The organism is Oscillospiraceae bacterium, assembly GCA_022483045.1.
Classification (GTDB): Bacteria; Bacillota; Clostridia; order Oscillospirales; family Acutalibacteraceae; genus Caproicibacterium.
Window position 1 is genome coordinate 1,505,846 of sequence record JAKVOA010000001.1, and the last position, 23,157, is coordinate 1,529,002.

Consider the following 23,157-nt stretch of genomic DNA (forward strand, 5'->3'; position numbering starts at 1 on the left):
AATAATAGAAAAGAAAATAGACTGTGCCTGTTACAGGTACAGCCTATTTTTAAAGATACAGGTAGAGCCGAAAAGATGATTCATCTTATTCCGCCCCCCAACCTGTAGGATATCTCTATTGTAGGGGAAAATACGAATAATTGCAAGGTTTGACACGCTTTTTCGCAAAAAATCTTACGAAGCAGCAGTCTTTGGCGGCTTTCTTTTAGCTTTTGCCGTACGGCAAACCCCAGCGGAGGTAAAATCGGCCGCTTCATTTTTATCTTTGGCTGTTTCCTGTACGCTTCACGGTAAGGGAAACTTTTGGGGGGCAGGGAAAGCTGGCAAACTTAATCTTTGAGTTTCCAAATCAAGTCATTCCATGTAAGCTCTTTACGCAGCTCTGGAATCTTGGTTTCTCTGCCGATATGGATAAACTCGATATCCATGATTTCTGCAAAGTCGCGCAGATCTTCTGCAGTAAGGCCATAGCTCAATACCGAATGGTGTGCGCCGCCCGCATAAATCCAGGCTTCTGCAGAAGTTTCAAGGTTGGGCAGCGGCTTCCACAAAACAGCGGCAACCGGCAGTTTTGGCATGGGCTGGGTCTGTGTCTGGCACTCGACATCGTTGACAATCATGCGGAAGCGGTCGCCCATATCAATGATTGTGGCAAGCACAGCCGGGCCGTCCTTTGCACGGAAAGTCACTCTTGCGGGATCTTCCCGGTCGCCGATACCCAGCGGAAATACCTGAATCTTTGGGCGGTCTGCAGCCACGGTCGGGCAAACTTCCAGCATGTGAGAGCCCATATTCATTGCACAGTCGTGGTCGAAATTATAGGTGTAGTCTTCCATAAAGGCAGTGCCGGTGTTTTTGTCGGCGGTCATCGCCGTCATAATGCGGTCAAGGGCAGCTGTTTTCCAGTCACCCTCTGCACCAAAGCCATAGCCCTGGCGCATTAGGTCCTGTGCAGCAAGGCCGGGAAGCTGTCGCAGCTGCTGCAGGTCCTGGAAATTGGTATGGAAAGCGCTGAAGCCGCCGCGGTCCATAAACTTTTTGAGGGCAACCTCTTCGCGCGCCTGGTAGCGCACAGATTCTGTATTGTCCGTATCCATATCATAGTATGTCTGATATTCCTGCATCTGCTGATCGATTTCCTGGTCTGTGACGGCCTCGACCTCGCGGATGATGTCTTCTACGCCGTACTGGTCAACCCGCCAGCCGAACTTGATGGCGGCCTCGACCTTATCGCCCTCGGTCACGGCAACGTCGCGCATATTGTCGCCGACACGCAACACACGCAGGCGGCGGCTCTCAAAGGCACCGACTGCCGCGCGCATCCAGCCACCCACTCGCTCACGGAACTTGGGGTCTTTCCACCAGCCGGAAATCACCTTTTGCTGCTTGCGCATGCGGGCAAGGATGAAGCCGTGCTCACGGTCGCCGTGCGCCGACTGATTCAGATTCATGAAGTCCATATCGATAGAGTCCCACGGAATGTCGCGGTTGTACTGCGTATTGATATGGAGCAGTGGTTTCTGCAGTGCCTGGAAACCGTGGATCCACATTTTAGAGGGAGAAAACGTGTGCATCCAGGTGATAACACCGGCGCAGTCTTTGTCGTTGTTGGCCTCCATCATTGCGTCATAGATCTCTTCGGCGTTGCGTACAACCGGGTGAAACACAATGGTGCACGGAATAGCCGAGTCGCCGGTGAGTTCTTCACTCATGCGTTTTGCGTGCTCATCGACCGTGCACAGCACTTCTTCTCCGTAAAGATCCTGGCTGCCTACTACAAACAGGAATTTATATTTTTTTAATGATGCCATACTCTGATTCCTTTCCAATCAACTGGTTCCTCGCTTTAGTGTTTTGCCTGACCGTAATAGGCATTGCTGCCGTGTTTTCTGAGAAAGTGTTTGTCAAGCAGGGTCTGCTGCATGGGCTTTGCAGGCTCAGATGCAATTTTTTCTGTATGCCATGCCATCATTGCAACTTCTTCTAGTACTTTCGCGTGGTACACAGCCTCTGCCGGGTCTTTGCCCCAGGTGAACGGACCATGAGAATGCACCAGAACTGCCGGCACATCCGCAGGATTTTTTCCTTTGAATGTTTCTACAATGACTTTTCCCGTTTCTTTTTCGTACTCTCCGCGAATTTCCTCATCGGTCATCAGGCGGGTGCATGGCACCGGTCCGTAAAAATAATCTGCTTGTGTAGTGCCATACGCGGGAATATCGCGCCCGGCCTGTGCCCAAATGGTGGCCCAGCGGGAATGCGTATGCACAATGCCGCCGATATCCGGGAAATTCCGGTAAAGCTCCAAGTGAGTCGGTGTATCGGAAGAGGGGTTGAGCTTGCCCTCTACTTTATTGCCATTGAGGTCCATAACAACCATGTCCTCTGGTTTCAGTTCTTCATAGGGCACACCGGAAGGCTTTATAACAAACAGCCCTTTGTCGCGGTCCAAGCCAGAGACGTTTCCCCAGGTAAAGACGACCAAGCCGAGCTTTGGGAGGTCAAGGTTGGCTTTCCAAACCTGTTCTTTTAGTTTTTCAAGCATTTGCGTTCTCCTTTTATGCCATATTCTTTTCGTCTTCGCGCAGGGCTTCTGCGCGAATGTCTTTCAGCCGCTTCATCACGTCATTTGTTCCGCGGCCAAAGTAATCGTGCAAGGTACTGTACTCTGCAAAAAGCTTGTTATAGACTGCGCAGTTTTCCGGAATCGGCTGATAAATTTTGTCTTTGATACGACCCATTGCACGGGCAGCATCGTAAATAGAATCATAGCCGCCCTTTTCGGTGCCCGCCGCAACAGAAGCAAAGATAGCAGAACCAAGTGCCGGCCCCTGTTTGGAAGCGGCAATCTTAATCGGCATGCCAATGACATCTGCATAAATCTGCATGGTCATCGGGTCTTTCTGAGAAATGCCGCCGGAAGCAAAGAACTCATTGACCGGAACACCGTGTTTCCGGTAATTTTCAATAATCATGCGCGTGCCATAGGCGGTCGCCTCAATCAGTGCACGGTAAATTTCCCACGGCTTTGTCTGCAGTGTCATACCAAGCATCATACCTGTCAAGTCAACATTGACCAGGATACTGCGGTTGCCATTCCACCAATCCAAAGCCACCAGGCCGCTTTCACCGGGCTTTTCCGCAGAAGCTTTCGCGGCAAGGTACTGGTGAATCTCTTTGCCCTCTTTTTCTGCTTCCTCATAACAGGACTTCGGCAGGCAGTTGTCAATGAACCATGCAAAATGGTCGCCAACACAGGACTGGCCCGCTTCATAGCCAAAGTAGCCTGGCATAACGCCGTCTTCTACGACGCCGCACATACCGGGAACCTGGCGCTCTTCTTCGCCCATCATAATATGGCAAGTGGAAGTTCCCATAATGGCAAGCATCTTGCCGGGGCCGTCAATGCCAACCGCTGGCACACAGACATGTGCATCTACATTGCCAACAGAGACAGCCGTACCCGGGCGCAGGCCTGTCAGCCTTGCTGCCTTTTCGGTAATGACCCCCGCGCGGCGGCCAAGCGGTGTGATATCCCGCGAAAGCTTGTCGTCGACTACGTGGCGCAGCCGCGGGTCAAGCGCAGCAAAGAAATCCTCTGACGGATAGCCGGTTTTCTTATTCCATATTTCCTTGTAGCCCGCTGTGCAGGAGTTGCGCACTTCTTTGCCACACAGCTGCCATACAATCCAGTCAGCTGCTTCAATAAAGCGGTCCATACGGTTATAAATTTCCGGATCCTCGTCGAGAATCTGCCAAATCTTAGGGACTGTCCATTCAGAAGAAATTTTGCCGCCGTAATTTTTAAGCCACGGCTCATTTCTCTCTTCGGCAATTTTGTTGAGCTGGTTTGCTTTGTCCTGTGCTGCGTGGTGCTTCCACAGTTTCACGTACGCATGCGGACGGTTTTTGTACTCTGGAAGAAAGCTGAGCGGTGTGCCGTCCTTTAAAACAGGCAGGACCGTGCAGGCTGTAAAGTCCGTGCCAATGCCAATGATGTCATCTGGGGAAACTCCTGCCTTTTTTATAGCCTCAGGTACCGCGTGACTCAGCACGTCCAAATAATCCTGTGCATCCTCCAGTGCCCAGTCGGGTTCCAAAGGTGTTCCATCTGGCAGGGCGGTATCCATGACCGCGTGCGGATATTCATAGACCGCCGAGGCAATCTCTTTTCCGGTTTTCGCATCCGCCACCAGTGCCCGCCCGGAAAGCGTTCCGTAGTCCACACCAACTACATATTTGCTCATCGCACATCCTCTTTTCTATTTTTCATGTTTTGATACGGTACCGTAACTGCACCGTTGTTTTTCTTGTTTCACTTTAGCATTATCTATACAAAAAGTCAACATATTTTTTGCCTGTTTCTATACAATTAATGAACAAATATAAGTATCATGTTTTGTATATTTTATAAGTTCACCGTTTATTCTCTATATTTTCTATACTAAATGCTGAACATATTTGTAAATTCGTAAATATCATGTAGACAAATTTTCAGAATTGTTGTATAGTAATTTTATTCTAATAAAAAAGCAGACAATTATACTCATCAACCTGAAAATAAAGAGGAAACGGGCATGACCAAAAAATATACAGATATCGCCGCCGACCTGCGCAGCAGAATCAAAGGCGGCGCTTACAGCGAAACTCGAAAGCTGCCGACAGAGCACGCCTTGGCAGAGCAGTACGGCGCCAACCGGCAGACCATCCGCCACGCGCTGGCTGTCCTGACAGAAGAGGGCTTAATCGAAACAAAGCAGGGCAGCGGCTCTTATCTTTCCGCACCGCTGCCGGAGCAGGGCCACAGCATTGCGATACTGGCGTCTTACATCAACGACTACATTTTCCCGGCAATTCTGCAGGACGCACAGCGTGTCTTTTCAGAAAGCGGCTATGCAACCCTGCTGTACTGCACCGGCAACGAAGTCAGCCGTGAACGCGACATTCTGCTGCATATTCTCGACAATCCCGTCTGCGGCATCTTGGCAGAGGGCACAAAGACCGCGCTGCCAAACCCAAACCTCGATTTGTACCAACGCATTCATTCACTTGGCATTCCCATTGTATTTCTGCACGGCGCCTACCCACAGATTAAAGACAGTATCTGCATCTCTGACGATGACTTTGGGGGCGGCTACCTGCTGACAAAGTATCTGCTGCAGAAAGGGCACAAAAATATCGCCGGCATTTTTAAAAGCGACGATATTCAGGGGCTCAATCGATACAACGGCTATCTTTCTGCTTTTCGAGACAGAGGCCTGCCCCTGCCGGACTCTAACATCCTTTGGTTTTCTACCAAAGACAAAAGCCGCCTTCTGAAAGACCACGACCTGTCAGTAATCGGGCCCTTTGTCAATGCTATACTGCACCGGTGCACCGCCGTAGTCTGTTACAATGATGAAATTGCCTTTTCCTTAATCTCCCTTCTGCAGAAACAGAAAATAAAAATTCCACAGGAAATGGCCGTTGTCAGCTTTGATGACAGCTACTACAGCGAACTCTCCCCTGTGCGTATCACTTCTTTGGCACACGGCACCCACCATATCGGCAGGCTGGCCGCCAAGGCTCTGATTGACACCATGAAAGGAACCCCGGCAAAGTCCCTCGCGGTTTCCTGGAAACTGATTGAAAAAGAAAGCTGCTAAAAGCAGCACTCCTGCACAGCAAAAGGCCGCTCCTGAAACTTCTCAGGGGCGGCCTTTTTGTTGGTTTTCGTGCAAAAGCAGCTGCGTCGCAGCAGCATTTGGTTTTTGCTTTTAGTCTACTGTCAACTCTATGACACTGCAGCGGGGCATGCTAAAGGAAAGTGTATCCCCGTTCACCTGAATCTCTGAGAAATCAGCCGGCTGCACCGCATCGGGTTCTTCAAATGTGTTGTGCCGGTGCATCTCACCCGAAAGGATTCTGGCCTTGACATGCTGGAACGGCTTAGAGAGAATTCTGCACTTGATTTCATCTGCATTTGTGCAGGAAACATTGGCCGCCGTAATGTGCAGCGTGCCCTTTCCATCTTCAGAAGCGGAAACGCTGATTTGCGGGACCTTGTCCTTTTCACTGCCCACGCTGTCTGCCTGTACAAAAGAGCCCACCAAAGTGGCATTTTGATGTGCCTGATACAAATCGAAAACATGATAAGTAGGTGTCAAAATTATCTGACTGCCCTTGGTCAGCAGAACTGCCTGCAGTACATTGACCATCTGCGCAATATTTGCCATAACCACACGGTCGCTGTGCTGATTGAAAATATTGAGCGTGACAGCGGCAACCAGTGCATCGCGCATTGTGTTCTGCTGATAAAGGAACCCTGGATTGGTCCCCGGCTCCACATCAAACCATGTGCCCCACTCATCAACCACCAGACCGACACGGTGCTCCGGGTCGTAGCGGTTCATGATTTCCGTATGGTTGCGGATTAAATCTTCCATATGCAGGGCTTTTTGAATCGTTTCGTAGTACTCGGCTTCATCAAAGAGCAGAGCAGAGCCTTTGTGCTCCCACTCCCCGGGAATGGTGTAGTAGTGAAGAGAAATGGCGTCTAAAAATGGCGCTGCACTCTTCATAACTTTGTCCATCCAGTTATAGTCGTCTACATTCGGGCCGCAGGCAATGCGAAACAGCTTATTGCTGCCGAAATCATGTGCAAAAGCGGTGTATCTGCGGTAAAGGTCCGCATAGTACTCAGGGCGCATGTGGCCGCCATTGCCCCAGTTTTCATTGCCGAAGCAGAAGTATCGCACACCCCAGGGGTCGGTGCGGCCGTTCTTTTTGCGCAGCTCAGTCATAGGGGAAATGCCGTCAAAATTCAGGTATTCCACCCACTCGCTCAGCTCCTGTACCGTGCCGGAACCAACGTTGCCGTTGATATACGGTTCGCACCCAACTTCATCGCAGAAATCGAGAAACTCATGCGTGCCGAAAGAGTTGTCCTCAGTCACGCCTCCCCAGTTGGTATTTACCATTTTGCGCCGGGTTTCTTTGGGGCCTATGCCGTCTTTCCAGTGATATTCTTCCGCGAAGCAGCCACCGGGCCAGCGCAGAACCGGCACATGGATTTTCCGCAGGGCGTCAATCACATCTCTGCGCACACCGTTTACATTCGGAATTTTAGACTGCGGCCCGACATACAGGCCGTCATAAATGCAGTGTCCCAAGTGCTCAGAAAACTGCCCGTAAATGTTTTTGTTGATTTTTGATTTTCGGTCTGCAGTGTTAATTACAAGAGTACTCATTACTTTTGTTTCCTTTCGACAGCGGCCTCCTCTTCTTTTGCAGGAGGAACCGTATCATAAATCACATGAAGCTTAATATCCTGATTGTAGTTGCCAAAACCGTGGCCAAACAGAGTCATGCCGCCGGCGTGAACAGCATTGGAAGGAGCCGCAATACGGAAGCGAAACTCGCTGTTTTTATTCAGCCCAAGGCTCTGCAGCGTAACGGGCGATATCATAATGCCATCGACAAAAGAACCCATGCGGTTTACCGTCAGCAGAATCAGCAGCCCGTACTGGTTGAGGTTTGGCGCCCACCAGTCCGGTGTATAAAGTCCGCGGATATCGCCAAAATCGCCAGGACTGGTCCAGCTGCCAAGCAGGGTATCATTTAAGTAAAAACTGATATCACTAGGCCAATTGTTGCAGTAGCCGGGCGCCTCTGAACTGATTTCCATCGACATCTGAATCTCTGTAGGGTATTGCCCGTCCTGCAGATAATTGGGCAGACGATACTCAACATACCCCGAATTGAGCCAAAGAATACTTGCCTTTACTCTTTCTGGGTCGTCGAAGTAACGCGGGTCGTCCAGTACGCCAATCATCTTTGAGGCAGTTGCAATTCCGCAGGTCGGCTGTACTTTATAAGAAGTAAACTGGCCGATCGGCATTTCTGCAAAATAAATATTGTCAGAGTCAAAGTGTTCCCCAAGCGAAATGGAAAAATTATTTTCTTTCAGGTAGCAGACTTTGCGGGCCTCTTTCTGCCCATGGACCTGCTTTACTTCTACCAAATCCGCTTTAGAGAGGATCTTCATATTCTGTGTAATCGCCGCGCGGGTTACTCCCATTGCCACGGCTAAATCATTCAGGCTGATCCCCTTGTTTTTGTAAATACACTGCAGCATATCGACCCGCAGCTCTGAACTAAGCGCTTTACAAAAGGAAACCGTGTCCTCTTTATTTAGATACTCACGCATTTTTGTCTTTCACCTTTCCTGTCAAACTAAAGAAATTGTAACATAAGCGTCTACAGGCTTCTACATGAATATCCAACAAATTTTGCTCTATAAATTTAGAGTTTTATTAATTAACCTGGAAGCAAAAAACATGGTAAGACTGCGCCGGCAGCACAGCAGAAAAGCTCTCTGCCTTTTCGCCGGAAACCGGCACGGACACCGGCTTTACCGCCTCTGGGTTTTCAAAGGTATTGACCGCGCCCAGGCTTCCCTGCATGCAGTAGTGCTGCTTCATTTCTACTTTTCCAAAGGAACGCAGATTTATATCTAGCTTAAGTTCATCAGAAGCAATATTCAGCGCAAAAACTGTGACACGCTTCTCTGCTTCCTGGTACACAACACTCTGCTGCAAAAGCGGCGTATCGCCGTACTTGCTTTCTTCACACGGAACCGACACAACCGGCTTCAGCACTGTCCCGCGGCCATATCTGGACATAAACATAAAGGGATAGAAAATGCTTTGCCGAATTGCCGCACCGCCCTTTTTCGTAAAGATTGGCGCAATGACATTGACCAACTGCGCAAGACACGCAATCTTTACACGGTCCGCATGGTTGAGCAGAGTCATGCTCAAGCCAGAAAAGACAAGTGCATCCAGCAGAGAATAGTGATCCTCCAAAATATGCGGTGCTTCCTGCCACGGATGCGGCTCCTGCTTTTTCTGGTACCAAACATTCCACTCATCAAACGAGAAACAGATGTCTTTACTGCCCCGCTTCAGTGCCCGCACATAATCGGCTGTGCCCTCCAGGGTATGAATAAATTTATCCATATCTACAAAAGACGCCAGAAAATCAAAGTCACTGCCTTCGTTTTCATAGTAGCGGTGCAGAGAAAGATAATCGACATAGTCATAGGTGTACTCCATGACTTTTCTGTCCCACTCGGGGTAGGTTTTCTGCAAAGTCGATGCACTGCCGCAGGCAACCAGCTGTAATTCCGGATCAATCCACTTCATGATTTTGGCTGCTTCTACAGCTTTTTTGCCATAGTCGTCTGCATCCAAGTGGCAAATCTGCCACTCTCCGTCCATTTCATTGCCAATGCACCACAGTTTAATATCCAGCGGATCTTTGTGTCCGTTCTGTGCGCGCAGGTCACTCCAGTAGGTTCCGCCCGGATAGTTGCAGTACTCCACCAGCTGGCCGGCGTCTTTGGGGGTACCCGTGCCCATATTGACGGCGCCCATAATCTGTGTACCGGCTTTTTTAGACCAATCGTAAAACTCATCGATTCCGAACTGGTTGCTCTCAACTGTGTGCCAGGCAAGGTCCAGTCTTCTGGGGCGGTCGCCGCGGGGGCCAATTCCGTCTTTCCAGTCATACCCCGAAAGGAAGTTGCCGCCGGGATAGCGAATATTAGAAACACCAAGCTCGCGGACCAGCTGCAGAACGTCTTTCCTAAAGCCCTGTTCGTCGGCCTCAGGGTGACCCGGCTCATAAATGCCGCCGTAAATAGCTCTGCCCAAATGCTCTAAAAAGGAACTAAACAGGCGGTCGTCTACATCTGCTATACGAAAATCTTTTTCGATGTGCAATTTTGCATTTTTCATTAAATGATACCTCCTCATTGGCAAGGAAAATTTTAATCATGCGAATTTTGGCGCCTGTCTTTTTAGCCTTTTACAGCGCCTGCTGTCATTCCCTGGATGAGGAACTTCTGGAAGATAAGGAAGATGATGAACAGCGGGATAATGGAGAAGATAGAGCCGGCGATTAGCATATCATAGTTGTTTCCGTACGGCGTAAGCAGTGTATTCAAGCCGATAGGAAGCGTGAATTTGTCGGCGCTGCGGAAAACCAGCATTGGCCACAGCACGTTGTTCCAGGAACCCATGGTGCACAGGATTGCCATAGAGGCAAATGCAGGCTTTGTAATCGGCATCATAATTTTTACGCTGATGCCGTACTCGGTGCAGCCATCAATACGGGCTGCGTCCAGCAGGTCTCGCGGCAGGCCAATCATGTACTGCCGGAAAAAGAAGATTGTCGATGCACCGCAGACACCGGGCAGGATCACACCCATTGCGTTGTCGATTAAATTCATGCCGATAATCTCTTTGTACAGTGGAAGCATCAGAATTTCAAACGGGACCATCATGGTTGCAATGACCAAAAAGAACAGCAGGTTTCTACCCTTGAAGTCATACATAGACAGACCGTAGGCAACAAAGTAGCAGATGAAAAGCGTAAGGACAACAGTGATTGCTGTCAGCATCAAGCTGTTCGTAAACCATGTGAAATAAGCACTGCCGCCGGTAAACAATTCGATGTAGTTGTTAAAAGACATGTTGGTAAAATCCGCACTGAAATTCAGGCCATAGCGCATCAGCAGCTGGCCAGGGCGGAAAGACGAAATCAGAGCGGCAATCAGCGGCCCAAGGGTAAAAACTGCCTGAATGAGGAAAACGAGGAAGATACAAACGCCGCAGACCACTCTATGTACAGGGTGCTTCTGTTTTTTAGGTGCTTCGGTTACGGGAGTCACTTTTTCTGTTTTTGCCATTGTCCTATCAGTCACTCTCCTTCTTGAAAGTACCGCTGAGCACCAGCTGTATGGTATTGATAATCAGTGCAATAACCAGCAACACCAAACCAACAGCAGAAGCATACCCGAACTGGTTCTTTTCAATACCTCTTCTGTACAAGTACCCGACGATTGTCAGGCCAATATCCTGCGGAGAACTATTGCCAGACCACAACATCATGCTTTCCATAAACATGGAGAGGCCGGCGTAAATGCTGATGGTAATAACATAAACAGTGGTCGGCTTTAAAAGCGGGAAGGTAATATAGATGAACTTCTGCCATGCGTTTGCACCGTCAATGCTTGCCGCCTCGTAAAGGGACTCATCAATGGCATTGAGGCCGGCGATAAAGTACAGCATGTTTACGCCCATCCAGCGCCAACACGCCAGCAGCAGCAGTGCAAACAGGCCCGTCGAATCATTCTTTAGCCAAGCGGTCGCCTGCCCGCCAAAGAAAGTAAGGATCTGGTTCATGCCGGCTTCTTCGTTTTCAGAAAACAGCAGGCGGAAAATGATGCCAGCAACCACGACACTGGTCAGTGCCGGCAGATACATGATGGACTTAAACACAGTTTTGCATTTTGCAAATTTGCTGTTGAGCATGACAGCGAAAATCATGGGCAGCGGAATCAGCAAGATGAGGGTCCACAGCATGTAGCGAAAGCTGTGGAAAATAGCCAGCTGGAAAGTTTTATCTGACAGCAGCTTCTGGTAGTTGTGCAGGCCAACAAAGGTTGTGCTGCCCGGCTGAATGTTTTGGAAACTCATAACGATCGTACTGCAGAAAGGATAAATCCAAAAGATACAGAAACTCAGGATAAATGGCAGTACAAAAATATACGGCGCCGTTTTTTGGCTGTATAAAAACTTTTTAACCTTCACGGTAATGCCTCCAGTCGCAACAAGGGATTTGTCATAGTTATAAAAAGGGCAGGCTGTCTAATATATGGCATCCTGACAGCCTGCTCTTTAAAAGATCATGTATGCAGGAATCAAGAAGTTACGATTCTTCCTGCTCAATCGCACTTTGGGCATCTTTCAGTGCAGAATCAATGTCCTTGTTATTGTCAAATACGCCCGGCAGAACATTGGTGTTCAGCTGCTCATTGACAGTAGGTGTAATGGAAACGGACTTGATTGCGCCGATTTCATCTTTGATTTCATTCAAAACATCAAAGGGGTTGGTCTTGAAGTATTTGATGTATTTGTTGGTCTTATCTTGTGTAATGGTCTTGTCGGTCCACAGGCTCATGTTGGTTGGGTCAAAGCCGAGGATCTTCCAGATCTGTGTGGTGCCTTCTTTGCTCAGTTTCGCCCAAGCAAGCCACTGTGCAGCAAGGTCTGCATTCTTAGAAGTTTTCATAACAACTGTGCCGGTGCCGCCGATACCTACGGAGCGGGGCTGACCCTCTTTGTAGACAGGGCACGGTGCGATAGCCCATTTACCGGACTGATCAGGCAGGTAGTTCAGGAAACGGGACATGTACCACAGTGCTTTCGGGAAAGACGCAACTTTGCCATCGCCGACAGCTGCGTAACCTTCTTCTGTATCCAGCTGGCCGCCGGGAGAGTCAGCAGCAAGTCCGTCTTTCTTCCACTGTTTCTGCATAGTCAGCATATCTTTGATTGCGGAAACATTGACGTTTGCTTTGCCGCTTGCATCTGTGTAGTCGGTCTTGTTTTCAGCAAGGCTCAAAGATAGCCAATCGGTTCCGCCGGTATCTACATCTGTCATGGTTACTTTGCCGTTAGAGCCGGCCTTTACTTTCTTAGCGGCTGCGGTGTAGTCATCCCATGTCTTAATCTTCGTGTAGTCAACACCGTACTTGCTAAGGATTTCGGTGTTGTAGTACATAACTGTTGCACCAACGTGGGTCGGAATACCGTAGTTCTTTCCATCCTTAGAATAGATGCTCAAGCGGGACTGCACAATGCTGGACTTATACTGGGCAATCACGTCGTTCATCTCGCGGAAAGGAACGGTGCCGCTCAGATAAACCGGGAACTGGCCAATTTCGATATCGCACATATCCGGTGCGCCTGTACCTGTCTGTACAGCCATCTTCAGTTTATTGTGCATATCTGCGTAAGGGTAGGTGGTAAAGGTGACATTGATCTGTTTGTCGGGATGCAGCTTGTTCCATTCGTTGACCATCTCTGCATAGAACTGACTGTGTACATCGACGAAGTCCCACATCTCAAAGTGGGTGCCGCTGGAGGGGCCAACGGTCTTGACAACCGGCGCTTTTGAAGAAGTCGCCGTCTTGGATGAAGCAGCTTTGCTGGCAGCAGAGGTGCCGCTTGCAGAGCTTGACGTACCGCAGCCGGCGCAGCTGCCGACTACCATGGCCGCTGCCAACAGCAGGCTGACCATGCGATTCCTTTTTCTCATTTTCAATACCTCCTGGTTTTAGAAAACCTGTAATTAAGATTATTCTTAATTATTTCGGTTTTCCTTTCTTATCGCTATAATAGCACAGTTATCAGCACATTGTCAACTGCATTTTAGATATTTTTATTGATTTTTTATAAAAATAGCTTATTTCCAATTTACAATTATTTCATATATTCAATGCAAAGCACTTCTCTATTCTGGGACTCATTATATAGTTAAGCATTTAGTTAATTATTTGCAATTTCCAATTTCTGCGAAATTCCTATGAAAACGGTTCCGATTCAGCAGGCCTTCAGCCCTTTTTAAATACCGTAAAAAGCAAAAAAATCCTGTACTGATGCGGCTTTGCGCCAAGTGGAGGCGGGTATATTTTGTGCATCTAGGGGGGGCTCTCTGTATGCGCACCCCCACAGTCGCTCATTAACTTATAAATGAGTTTCACTAAGAAATTCTACCTTTTTCAGTAGCAGCAACCGACTGTTTTTTACTCTTTGACATAAAAAAAGACCGAGCCATTTGCTGCAAAAAACAGCTCTTGACTCGGTTTGTTTCTATCTTTATGTTTTATGCAAAGTTTCAAATTTACTGCTGCAACGTGCAACGCACAGTTACGCGCTGCTTACCACCAATAGTACAGGTAAAAAGAGTGAGATCCCAATTTCCCGCGAGCATCTGTTGCACATTAGCCGTCGAAATTGTCTCTATTCCTGATACTTTGTAGTTGTACACATGATTACTGATATCCGCAAACGTAACGGTATCACCAATGGAAAGCTCATGAAGCCTGCCAAAATGCCGTTGATAGTTGTGTCCCGCTACAATCAGCGTACCAGCTTCTGCAGAACCAGTATAACGGCAGGGAGAAATTCGCAGAGACGGATAATTCCAACTGTTCTGCACAGGGAGAGATAAACCAAGTGATGGTATTTTTATAATGCCAATATAAGATTGGCCCTTTACTTCCATCGTCAGCAGACTACTCTCGGCAATCCCTTTCCCGGTATAATCAATCTCTCCTTGTGATGGTTCAGGAAACTGCTGGATAATAGAAGCAGCCACATCACTACTAGTCTTACCCGCCTGCTCATCCTGTATTCGATTATAGAGAAGCAAAGTTAACGAGGCAATAACCAGAACTGCTCCCAACACCATTAGGAAAGTTCCCACTTTATTTCTACGCATTACCTTTGTTCTTTCTATTGCAAACACTCCACCCAATAGCAAAGAGCACCAAACCTCCGCATGCAAGCAGTGGTACTGGCCACCAGAGCTGGCCAGTCTGCGGTAACTTGCCGCTTGGGTTTGTTGTAGCTGGTACGGTGGGAATACTGTTAGTTATGGTAAAAGCAGTGCCTGCCTGTGCAACGCTTACCTGATACGACGCCGCAATATTTGTTTCTGCAATCTGCCAGGTACTTCCGTCTTTTGGCGCAGTCCAGGAATAGGACCAATTATTTGCACTGGAAAGAGTCTGTGTCGTATATGTCTGGCCATTTTTTAAGATATCCACTGTAACGCTTTGCGGGCGATTGCTCTCTTTTCCTGTATCAGCCCAACGCTTAACCACTTTATATGCAGTACTTTCAGTAGATGGCGTAGTCGCCTCACCCTTTGGCTGTGCAGTAATCGCATCGCTACCTATAATCACCAAAAACGGAGAAAAACGATAAATCGTCTTGTCAACTGTAACCGCGTCAGAAACAATCAGATAAACACCCTGTTGCAAATCGGAAAAATTCAAATTCCCCTGTTCATCTGTTGTCTTATTGACGGTTGGCGACAGCTTTTTCGCCGCAATTTCCCCCGCCAAGGTATTGGCAGCGTTGCTCCACTCGGACTTTAGCGTCAATCCGGAAAGCTTCACTGCTGAAATATCTGAGTATTTCTGCATTTCAGGGGTATAAGTGTAGGTAGTGCCCGCAGCCGTAGCAACACGGTACGCACGCACCGGCACGCTGCCCACCGCTGCATTTTCGTACCGATAGGTAAGATTCAGCGATGTACCTGCTGCTGCAGCTGCCTGGACCGGCATCAGGCAGATGAGCAGCGCATACAGCACTCCGGTGGCTAAAATAAAGAGGCGATGTTTTCTTTTCATGAAGTTTAACGCCATCCTTTCCGTTATTTGTCTTGTTGCCGCTTGCTTTTCCGCTTAGAGCCGGTCAGCAGCAGAATGAGCAGCAGCACCAGTATGGGTGCAGCTAAAACCGGTGCTACCTGTACCGGATCTATCTGTATAGCATCTGCCGAAACGCTGAGGCTTCCTGCAGGATTTGCAATGCGCACTCCCCTCACCAGCAATCGGTGCGTGTTAATTCCATAAGGAGTACAAGTTACAAGTGTAACATAATCTTTTCCCGGAACGATCTGTAATTTGGAGGTATCATTGGGTAAAACGATCGCAATCTGATCTACTTGATAAGTAAGGGTTTCATTGAGGACCTTAATCGTAAAGGTATCTCCCTCTTCCAACTTGTCAAGGTTGGTAAACAATTTCGCAGAGGGCAGGCCCCTGTGCCCAGAAAGGACACAATGAGTGCCGGCTCCACCGACAGGCAACGATGTACCAGCGATATGCCCAATAGCAACTTGTAAAACAGTATCTGACGTACCGTGGTAAATCGGCAAGTCCACCCCGATCTTGGGAATTTCAATGCTGCCCATTACGCCGGTGCCACCAATATTGAGCAGGCTGTTATAAAGGGCCATACCTTTTGCATCCGGCGAAAAACTAGATCCTTTCTCTACAAGGGATGTATTGTAGTCTTGGGCGTTTTCCAAAAGCTTCTCATAGTCGGCTTTACTCAATTTTGCCACACTTCCTGTATAAGAAGCAATAGCGCGGGACTGATGAAATGAATTCCAGTAATTGCTGAGTGTTGGATACAGCAGCACGGAGAGGCCTACGAAAAATATAACAAGCAAAAGAATCGTAGATCTTTTTTTCTTCATAGGCCTCCCCCTGCCGCTGCCCGGCTGGGCCAAAGCCCCGCCAGAGACAGCGGTTTTTACATACTTTAGATTATTTTATTTGAAACGAAGGGGTTACAGCAACCAAAAGAAAAATCAGCCTTTGTTTGCCATACGCTTTTTGGTGATGAGCAGAATAGCTGCAACCGCCATCAGGCAGCCACCAAGTACATAGAAGATTGTGGTGCCCATGCCGCCGGTAGTCGGCAGAGTGGAACCAGAATTGTTCGCAATAGTGGCGCTGACAACACCTGTACCAACATTGCCATCAGTTGCCGCTGCTTCGTTTACAGAAATTTTCAGAGCAGTCAAAGCGCTGCTGGCGTTGCCGTCGGTCCAGTTCTGACCATTTGCAGTTGTAGCTGTAATAACCAGTTTTACATCGCTTGTCAGCTTGTTATAGCCCTCAGGAGCCTTGGTCTCGTTCAGATAATAGGTACCGTCATCCAAGCCTGCGACCTTGAACATGCCATCTGAACCAGAAGTTAAACTTGTTGCCTTTGCTGCTTCAGTCGTCCATCCAGTCACTTTACCGTCTGTAACTAGCGCGTAATTTTTAGATTCGCCAACTATTTTATATAACGTGAACGAAGCATCAGGCAGCTTTTTCTGAGTTGCGCCATCGACCTTGGTGGTATCGAGCTCATATGTAAAGACAATGACCTTATCTGTCGGAGTCTTACCCTTATTGCCATCTCCACCCTGGTTCGGGTTGTTGGAATAGGTCAGGTAAACTTCGTTAGGGTTGCCGTCAAGACCGATAACCGCATTTTTGTTCAGGGTTGCATTGTACTTGACTGTAATTTTGCTGGTAGATTTAACAGCAGTAATTTTTTTGAGGTCATCAAACGTAACTGTCAGGTCCTGGCCAGTTACTGACTTTGTGAAACCGGTGGTGATTTCTGTGTTATCCACATAAACCTTGACAGAATCAGAGTCGATTGTCAAACCTGCCGAAGCGGTATCATGGAATACATAGTTATAAGTTGTGTAAGAATCATAGTTAGTAGGCAGGGTACCAATCAGCTCAAAAGGAACGGCATCGCCAATGTTGTAGTCAGCAACATCGTTGTAACCAGCACCGTAACCGCCGTCTGTTGTATACTTAACGTTTTCTTTTACTTTCTTTTCTACACTGGGTACGCTGGACTTAGGCTGTACTTCCACATTCTTTACGACCTGCAGAATAAAGCTGGTATAGGCATCATCCTTGCCTGTCTGCGTTGTATCCTTATCCTTTACCAGGTAGTAACCTGCAGTAAGGCCAGAAATGGTGTACTTGCTATCTGCATAGGTGCTTGTGCCAGCAACTGTGCTGCTCAAATTTTTACCAACGACCTGCGCAAAAGCCTTTGCTTCTGCAGAATCATTTGTAATGCCGCTCATGGCTGCAGCGACATCTGCAGCAGATTTTGCATTGGTGAACTTTGAACCAACGGTTGTGTCGGATTTCAGAGCTGTAAGCAGTTCATCGCCTTTTACACCGGTACCCCACGTTACGTTGGAGAGGACACCGCTGGTAGACAGGTCACCTGCAAACACCTGATAGGCTTCGTAGGTATGGTCCGCAGTGGCATTGTCCACTGTTACCTTGTAAGTTGTTGTATCTGCTGCGAATGTTGGGAGGATAAACATCGCAACTGTCATCGCCGCTGCCAGTAACACACTAAGCAGTCTTTTTGCTTTTTTCATTGTTACGTTCTCCTTTTCAATTAATTATAGAATATAATGTTCAAAGCGAAAGTTAGATGAAATCAAGCCGTCCCCCTTCCCTTTTGTTTCCGCTTATGAATCAAATATGAGAAACCTGCTAAAAGGAGCAGCAGACTGCCGGCTAAGTAAACTTTACGCGTGCCGAAGCCGCCAGTCAGCGGCAAAATATAACTGGGAGTCACTGTATTAGTTGCCACAATTTCGCCGGTCTGTATTCCTTTATTATTGGAATAACTGACTGCGTAACTGTAGGGACCAACTTCTTCCACTGTATAATAATAATTACTCCCGTTGGGGTCTATATTGTCTAAGTTTGGCCATGCATACTGCCAACTATCTTTTGCATTCAGCGTAACAGGGTCACCTACTGCTGTTTTGTCGCCTGCGTCAACATAGGCAGTTGCTAAAGTGTAACCACTGCTGGTAACAGTAGGCGAGTCCCATTGGTTTGTCGTTACCGTAATTGTCGTGTCAGTTTTAATCTGGTTGAATGTGTAAGAAGCTGTACCGGATTGTGAAGAAGGACTCAGTGAGGCAACCGTGTTTCCATCTTGAAAAATTGTGAATTTTGCATTCCACTGACTTATATTTACTGTAAGGCTACTACCATCCGCAAGCACCAGTTTTGAAGTTGAAACTTCAATCTGCTGCCCATTTTGTGTTTTTTTCGTAACCAGCGTTACCGTGTTGCCATTCAGCTTTTTCGCCTGGCGGTAAAGCTGGAACTGCACATTTGTGCCATCCGTTGGCGTATAGGGTTTACCATCTGTTGTCTGCCAAACTTTACGCACTGATACTGAAGTGCAGGTATCCGAAATGTACATACCGCCACCGTTGTTGGAAAAGAAGTGAATTTGGCTGTCACTAATGCCGCCCATACCTGCTTGTGACATAGCATTCTTCGTATCGTCTGCAGTCTTTCCTTCTGCCATCCATACAAAGTAGCTGTCAACCTGGGCTATTCCATAGCCCTCAGGTGCCTTTGTCTCGTGTAGGCGGTAAAGGACATTGTTTTGCAGCTTTATCGTTTCATCTCTCAGGTCTAGTACAATTTTGCCTTCTGCATCGGTTGTAAGCCCCGTTTGAACATTTGACCAAGAGTATGTGCCATTGCTGTCCTTTGTATATTGCTGCAGTGTAAATTGTGCGCCTTGCAGCAACTTGGCATAGTCGTTACCGTCCACTTTATAAATAGTAATCTGTTTTTTCGTCGCTGTTGCGGAGGAGTCCGAATTCTTTAAATCAACTGTATTATCTGATTTTGTTGCTTTGCTGCCGGTAAGCTCTACGCTATTGCTAAGGCTGATATCGCCGGCGGCGCTGCCACGGTCAAAATTATAGTCGTAAACCAAGACACAGGGGGTACTGTCCGGCAAAGTAAAGGTCAGTATATGATTAATATCATCATACTGATAAGAATACTTAGAGCGATCTAGCTTCTCGCCACGATTATCCGGTTTTGTACTGTCATACTGGTAAAGGGCAACTTTATCTACCAGTAGTTCCGCACCGGCCGCGTTGCCAAGATTTAAGTTATCCTTCAGCCGAATGGTATCAGCACCTGTTGAAAGGTCTTTGCCCAGCGGATTCACTACTATGTTGTACTCCACAGTATTTGTGGGATTGCCGTTTGCATCCAAAAGCTGACTGCCTGTCTTTACAACATCTGAAGTTTCGCGCTTGACGGTAGTAGTCTGCGAGTCCGTATTTGTCCCCCAAGTGACTTTATTGGTATACTCCTTTTTCTCAGTTTTGTTGTCAGTCCAACTCGGGTCGTCTTTTATGGAGAGCTTGTAGGTTACAACCAGCTTCAAATCATCTGCACTATCCGAGTTATATCCCCCTGCAATATGAATCTTCAAGTTCGTGCCGCTCATAGTTGCCGTTACGTTATTAGCCGCTGTAAAATCATAGTTTCCACTTTTTGTTTTTGTATAATAATCATTCACATAAATGCCGGCTGATACAGAACCGTCTACTAAATTAGCTCCTGTAGGCAGAACATCTGTTAAATCAACGGCATCATTTGTCTTTCCTACATGCAGCAAAATACGATAATAGAGGGTATTGCCAATCTGTTTGTACTCCAGTGTTTTGTCACCACCCTGATAGGAAGTAGTCACACCATTATTTGTACTTATCTGTTTTTCCAGCGGTTTTTCCACCGTATGGCTATGGTCTGCCTTACTTGACTTTCCAGGTACCGCACCAGTGTTGCTGAACTTCCAAGTATCCCCTGCTTGCATGCCGGTATAAGTCGCGTGGGTCGCATAAGTAACAGTAAGGTCACTGGTCTGCGCAGTAAGGAGTTTTATTTGGAATCCCTGCAGATGTGCAGTATCCGTAAAGTCTGTAATTTCAGTTGTGCCGTCTGCTTTGTACAGTTTATAATCTGTACCCCTTTTCAGCGTTGTTGAGCCTGCTGTCACTTGCAGTTGCTGCAGCATAGCGGCCGTGGTAAAGTGTACACCGGTATGTCCCTCCGGGTCGGTAATCGTATCTGTATAGACGAAATTGTCTACCGGTTTCACACCGCCCTCCGGTAGGTTGATAACAGATTTCCAGTTGTAATCAGCACCACTCTCTGTGGCGTTGGTTTCTTTATCAAAAAATTTTTCAACACTAACAGCTTTGTGATTTACTGTAACATCCGTTGAAGCGTCGTAATCTTTGTTGTCTTTCGTAATCTTCGCGTCATTTGTTACTTTTGTTGTAGTTCCACCGGTTCCTGTTGGCACGTCTGTCGTATAGGTAACGGTATACGTATCTTTAGAACCCTTTGGAAAAGTATAGGGAAGCTTCACTTGCGTTTCAGTGCCGTTTGATGTTTTCATGGTCACTGTATCAGGCAGAGTAGCATGTGAACCATCGTTGGTTGTTATGGTGTCACTCAGCACAGCGCCCTCAATATCGACTTTGTCTGGATTCACCGTAATGGTCCAATGAATTTTACCGTCAGAAGAATCTTGATATCCACTCTTGCTTATTACTTTATTGGAAATGGTAACATTAAATCCTTGTTTGGAAGAGTCCTTCCCGCTTGTGGCTGTCGCACTATTGTTAACCGTTGCACCTGTACTGCTAAGCTGTGGCGTAACTGTAGCGTTATAGAAAACTACATATTTTTCGCTGGCGGCAAGCTCTGGCAAATCTTTGATTTCAAAAATCGGATTTCCACTTGAATTATTTGAAAAAGTGGGAGTTGCCGAAACAGAAACCGATTGTCCATTTGCATCGACCTTGGTAATGCTGAAGCTCTTCGCATCATACGCAAGACCGTCTGGTTTGCTTTGAAACGCATCGGAAATAGTAACGGTGCCATCTGTCCCATTCGTTGTAGAAGCAGTCAGTGTATAAGCAATTGTTTTCCCGTCAGGTTGAAGCTTGCCTGTCTTCGTCATGGAAAGGTCCGTTTTTTTATTGACGGTAATCGTGGTACCGCCTTTTCCGGCAACACCGATTGTGGCTGTTTCCGACTTTCCATCCGTTTCCATGGAAGCAGTTCCCTTATATTGAATATCTCCGGAAAATTCCTGTCCGTCTGCAACGAAATTTTCATCAAACGTAATACTGATAAAGCCGTCTGTAGTAATTTTATATGTACCAATTATTTTACCGGTTTTATCAGTAACATTTCCGTTTTGCTCTGTATCCGGCTTAATATTTGTCGGAAGCTGATAAGTAATGGTGCGATTGCCTTCCTTTATCTTTGTAGCAACATCTGCCGGCAGAGTATAGTCGATTGCTACTTTCACTTTATCGCCCTGTGTAATGGTTTGGGTGGGGGTTCCCCAGCTGCTTCCATTCTGCACCTTCACGGTAGCACTGGTAATATACTGCCCAAAGTCGGTTCCACCTGTTTCTGCTGCCACGGCTGACGTTATTGGATTGGAAGACGTTTTTTCCATACTGATGGCAGGGCGCAGTGTTGTGCCAAAAACACCCATAACAGTACAGGCCGAAAGAATCAACAACAACGCTACAAAGCGTTTCTTTTTCTTATGGTCTGCCAAGTAGCCTTGAATCTGCTGCTTTAAACCTTGTTTCACAACAATACGCTCTCCTTTTTGTTCCTGCTTACAACCCACCCGCCCGGTTGAGGGGCCAAACACGGAAAATAATCCTGCCTACGATCAATTCCTGCGGAATACAGCCGATCGACTTTGAGCGGCTATCTAAAGAGGTAGCCCGGTGGTCGCCCAATACAAAGATTTTGCCATCTGGCACTTGGTAAGGATAGGTTATTTCCGGCTGGCCATAGCTTTTCACTTTTAAGTACGGCTCTGAGAGAGCCTTTCCATTAACATAAACTGTACCGTCTTTCTTTATATCTATCTGGTCACCAGCGTTTCCAATCACGCGTTTCAGCAGCACTTTGTTATTATAGTAAAAGGCTACAATATCGCCTTGGCGAAACTTAGAACCCTTCAGTGCCACTACAATCTGCCCGGTTTCCATAGTTGGCTCCATGCTGGTTCCCGTGACTTGCAACACCGGAAAAAACAATGTTGCAAGCAATACTGTTGCTGCCGCAACCACCAGCAAAACATAAATGGTTGTACGCAGCGTTTTACCATAGTCGCCTTTATGTCGCTCACGTTTCAGTTCTTCTTGTATCTGAAGCGTAGTAGGTCTGTCCCTTTCATTCATAAACCTGCCTCAGTTCTATCTTTACCCGTGCCTGAAAGAGCAGCTCTTTTCTTTGTATCTTCTGCTTTTTTGAAAGCAAGCAGAGCTGTCTGCTGCGCGCACTGGCGTTTCGCCGTTTCATTGCTTTGGGGCAGTGGTGGTTCCGCCTGCAGCTCGATAGCACTATCTATCTGTTTTTTTGTTTCTTTTAATGTTTTCTGCACCTGTTCCTGTGTCTGTGCAGACTGCTGCTCTGCCTTCTCAAGCAGCTCTGCAGTCTGTTTCTCTCCCAAGCTGCGAATACTTTGCAGATAGCGATCAGCCGCGTCTTGGGCATCTTGAAAGATTCCACTTAACTGCATTGCCGCCTGTGCAATGGAACCAACATTCTGTAAGGAAATTGCGCGTTCATCGAGCTTGTTCTGCAACTCAGCGACCTGCTGCCGTAGCGCATCGTTTTCTTCGGAAAGGGATTCCAGCATTTCTAAAAGTTCAACCCGCTTTAACTTTTTTACTTCCTGATCGGTCATGCTGAATCCGTATCTCCTTTCCTAAATTTTCTAATTTTTCATTTTCTTTATTAATAATTAATCATTAATATTCATCTTTTGTAAATGATTTTATCTTGATTATATATTCAGTAGGTATGCTTTGTCAAGTAAGAACTTCCAAATCTGGACTTCAATAAAATCAAGG

17 protein-coding genes are annotated in these 23,157 nt (G+C 47.3%); 1 reads left to right on the top strand and 16 read right to left on the bottom strand.

All coding sequences use genetic code 11. From position 1 onward, the window contains the following. Nucleotides 1–329 precede the first annotated feature (329 nt). Genes araA through araB form a run of 3 tightly spaced genes read right to left on the bottom strand, consistent with a single transcriptional unit; the run spans nucleotide 330 to nucleotide 4,247 of the window. Entirely contained in the window at nucleotides 330–1,811 is a 1,482-nt protein-coding gene (gene araA / locus LKE53_07245) for an L-arabinose isomerase (GenBank protein ID MCH3972536.1), read from the bottom strand. A 35-nt stretch (nucleotides 1,812–1,846) separates the two neighbouring features. Continuing rightward, entirely contained in the window at nucleotides 1,847–2,545 is a 699-nt protein-coding gene (araD, locus tag LKE53_07250; GenBank protein ID MCH3972537.1) for an L-ribulose-5-phosphate 4-epimerase, read from the bottom strand. Between the two features lie 13 nt (nucleotides 2,546–2,558). Then, nucleotides 2,559–4,247, bottom strand: a complete 1,689-nt coding sequence (araB, locus tag LKE53_07255; protein ID MCH3972538.1) for a ribulokinase — start codon at nucleotides 4,245–4,247, stop codon at nucleotides 2,559–2,561. 330 nt (nucleotides 4,248–4,577) lie between these two features. On the opposite strand from araB, the gene LKE53_07260 reads away from it, so the two are divergent. Further along, entirely contained in the window at nucleotides 4,578–5,645 is a 1,068-nt protein-coding gene (locus LKE53_07260) for a GntR family transcriptional regulator (protein MCH3972539.1), read from the top strand. Nucleotides 5,646–5,756: 111 nt separating this feature from the next. On the opposite strand, the gene LKE53_07265 is transcribed toward LKE53_07260, so the two are convergent. The 13 genes from LKE53_07265 to LKE53_07325 form a co-directional block, all read right to left on the bottom strand. Next, on the bottom strand, nucleotides 5,757–7,229 hold the full coding sequence (locus LKE53_07265; GenBank protein MCH3972540.1) for an alpha-N-arabinofuranosidase: 1,473 nt from the start codon (nucleotides 7,227–7,229) through the stop codon (nucleotides 5,757–5,759). Beyond that, nucleotides 7,229–8,188, bottom strand: coding sequence for a helix-turn-helix domain-containing protein (locus LKE53_07270; protein ID MCH3972541.1), 960 nt, complete (start codon nucleotides 8,186–8,188; stop codon nucleotides 7,229–7,231). Before LKE53_07270 ends, LKE53_07265 begins: the two co-directional genes overlap by 1 nt. Nucleotides 8,189–8,294: 106 nt before the next feature. After that, entirely contained in the window at nucleotides 8,295–9,779 is a 1,485-nt protein-coding gene (locus tag LKE53_07275; GenBank protein MCH3972542.1) for an alpha-N-arabinofuranosidase, read from the bottom strand. Nucleotides 9,780–9,841: 62 nt separating this feature from the next. Next, nucleotides 9,842–10,732, bottom strand: a complete 891-nt coding sequence (locus LKE53_07280) for a carbohydrate ABC transporter permease (protein MCH3972543.1) — start codon at nucleotides 10,730–10,732, stop codon at nucleotides 9,842–9,844. A gap of 7 nt (nucleotides 10,733–10,739) precedes the next feature. After that, the gene (locus tag LKE53_07285) at nucleotides 10,740–11,522 is read right to left on the bottom strand and encodes a sugar ABC transporter permease (protein ID MCH3972544.1); all 783 of its coding nucleotides are present in this window, start codon (nucleotides 11,520–11,522) and stop codon (nucleotides 10,740–10,742) included. 232 nt (nucleotides 11,523–11,754) lie between these two features. Next, nucleotides 11,755–13,146, bottom strand: a complete 1,392-nt coding sequence (locus LKE53_07290; GenBank protein MCH3972545.1) for an extracellular solute-binding protein — start codon at nucleotides 13,144–13,146, stop codon at nucleotides 11,755–11,757. 585 nt (nucleotides 13,147–13,731) lie between these two features. Continuing rightward, on the bottom strand, nucleotides 13,732–14,301 hold the full coding sequence (locus LKE53_07295; protein ID MCH3972546.1) for a sortase: 570 nt from the start codon (nucleotides 14,299–14,301) through the stop codon (nucleotides 13,732–13,734). Between the two features lie 22 nt (nucleotides 14,302–14,323). Then, a complete protein-coding gene (locus tag LKE53_07300; GenBank protein ID MCH3972547.1) occupies nucleotides 14,324–15,247 on the bottom strand; it encodes a Cna B-type domain-containing protein in 924 nt (307 codons plus the stop codon). Between the two features lie 23 nt (nucleotides 15,248–15,270). Continuing rightward, complete coding sequence (locus LKE53_07305; GenBank protein ID MCH3972548.1) at nucleotides 15,271–16,101, bottom strand: class C sortase; 831 nt, start codon at nucleotides 16,099–16,101, stop codon at nucleotides 15,271–15,273. Nucleotides 16,102–16,215: 114 nt separating this feature from the next. Continuing rightward, complete coding sequence (locus LKE53_07310) at nucleotides 16,216–17,754, bottom strand: isopeptide-forming domain-containing fimbrial protein (GenBank protein ID MCH3972549.1); 1,539 nt, start codon at nucleotides 17,752–17,754, stop codon at nucleotides 16,216–16,218. Nucleotides 17,755–17,873: 119 nt separating this feature from the next. Further along, nucleotides 17,874–21,944: a Cna B-type domain-containing protein gene (locus tag LKE53_07315; GenBank protein ID MCH3972550.1), complete on the bottom strand. Its 4,071-nt coding sequence runs from the start codon at nucleotides 21,942–21,944 to the stop codon at nucleotides 17,874–17,876. Beyond that, entirely contained in the window at nucleotides 21,910–22,482 is a 573-nt protein-coding gene (gene lepB, locus LKE53_07320; GenBank protein MCH3972551.1) for a signal peptidase I, read from the bottom strand. Before lepB ends, LKE53_07315 begins: the two co-directional genes overlap by 35 nt. Further along, nucleotides 22,479–22,991, bottom strand: a complete 513-nt coding sequence (locus tag LKE53_07325) for a hypothetical protein (protein MCH3972552.1) — start codon at nucleotides 22,989–22,991, stop codon at nucleotides 22,479–22,481. The genes lepB and LKE53_07325 overlap by 4 nt, the downstream gene beginning before the upstream one ends. Nucleotides 22,992–23,157 lie beyond the last annotated feature (166 nt).

What these genes read in the sequence shown, in the direction of transcription:
- araA (MCH3972536.1), bottom strand. Translation starts at nt 1,811, where the DNA reads ATGGCATCATTAAAAAAATATAAATTCCTGTTTGTAGTAGGCAGCCAG.
- araD (MCH3972537.1), bottom strand. Translation starts at nt 2,545, where the DNA reads ATGCTTGAAAAACTAAAAGAACAGGTTTGGAAAGCCAACCTTGACCTC.
- araB (MCH3972538.1), bottom strand. Translation starts at nt 4,247, where the DNA reads ATGAGCAAATATGTAGTTGGTGTGGACTACGGAACGCTTTCCGGGCGG.
- LKE53_07260 (MCH3972539.1), top strand. Translation starts at nt 4,578, where the DNA reads ATGACCAAAAAATATACAGATATCGCCGCCGACCTGCGCAGCAGAATC.
- LKE53_07265 (MCH3972540.1), bottom strand. Translation starts at nt 7,229, where the DNA reads ATGAGTACTCTTGTAATTAACACTGCAGACCGAAAATCAAAAATCAAC.
- LKE53_07270 (MCH3972541.1), bottom strand. Translation starts at nt 8,188, where the DNA reads ATGCGTGAGTATCTAAATAAAGAGGACACGGTTTCCTTTTGTAAAGCG.
- LKE53_07275 (MCH3972542.1), bottom strand. Translation starts at nt 9,779, where the DNA reads ATGAAAAATGCAAAATTGCACATCGAAAAAGATTTTCGTATAGCAGAT.
- LKE53_07280 (MCH3972543.1), bottom strand. Translation starts at nt 10,732, where the DNA reads ATGGCAAAAACAGAAAAAGTGACTCCCGTAACCGAAGCACCTAAAAAA.
- LKE53_07285 (MCH3972544.1), bottom strand. Translation starts at nt 11,522, where the DNA reads ATGAGTTTCCAAAACATTCAGCCGGGCAGCACAACCTTTGTTGGCCTG.
- LKE53_07290 (MCH3972545.1), bottom strand. Translation starts at nt 13,146, where the DNA reads ATGAGAAAAAGGAATCGCATGGTCAGCCTGCTGTTGGCAGCGGCCATG.
- LKE53_07295 (MCH3972546.1), bottom strand. Translation starts at nt 14,301, where the DNA reads ATGGTGTTGGGAGCAGTTCTGGTTATTGCCTCGTTAACTTTGCTTCTC.
- LKE53_07300 (MCH3972547.1), bottom strand. Translation starts at nt 15,247, where the DNA reads ATGAAAAGAAAACATCGCCTCTTTATTTTAGCCACCGGAGTGCTGTAT.
- LKE53_07305 (MCH3972548.1), bottom strand. Translation starts at nt 16,101, where the DNA reads ATGAAGAAAAAAAGATCTACGATTCTTTTGCTTGTTATATTTTTCGTA.
- LKE53_07310 (MCH3972549.1), bottom strand. Translation starts at nt 17,754, where the DNA reads ATGTTTATCCTCCCAACATTCGCAGCAGATACAACAACTTACAAGGTA.
- lepB (MCH3972551.1), bottom strand. Translation starts at nt 22,482, where the DNA reads ATGAATGAAAGGGACAGACCTACTACGCTTCAGATACAAGAAGAACTG.
- LKE53_07325 (MCH3972552.1), bottom strand. Translation starts at nt 22,991, where the DNA reads ATGACCGATCAGGAAGTAAAAAAGTTAAAGCGGGTTGAACTTTTAGAA.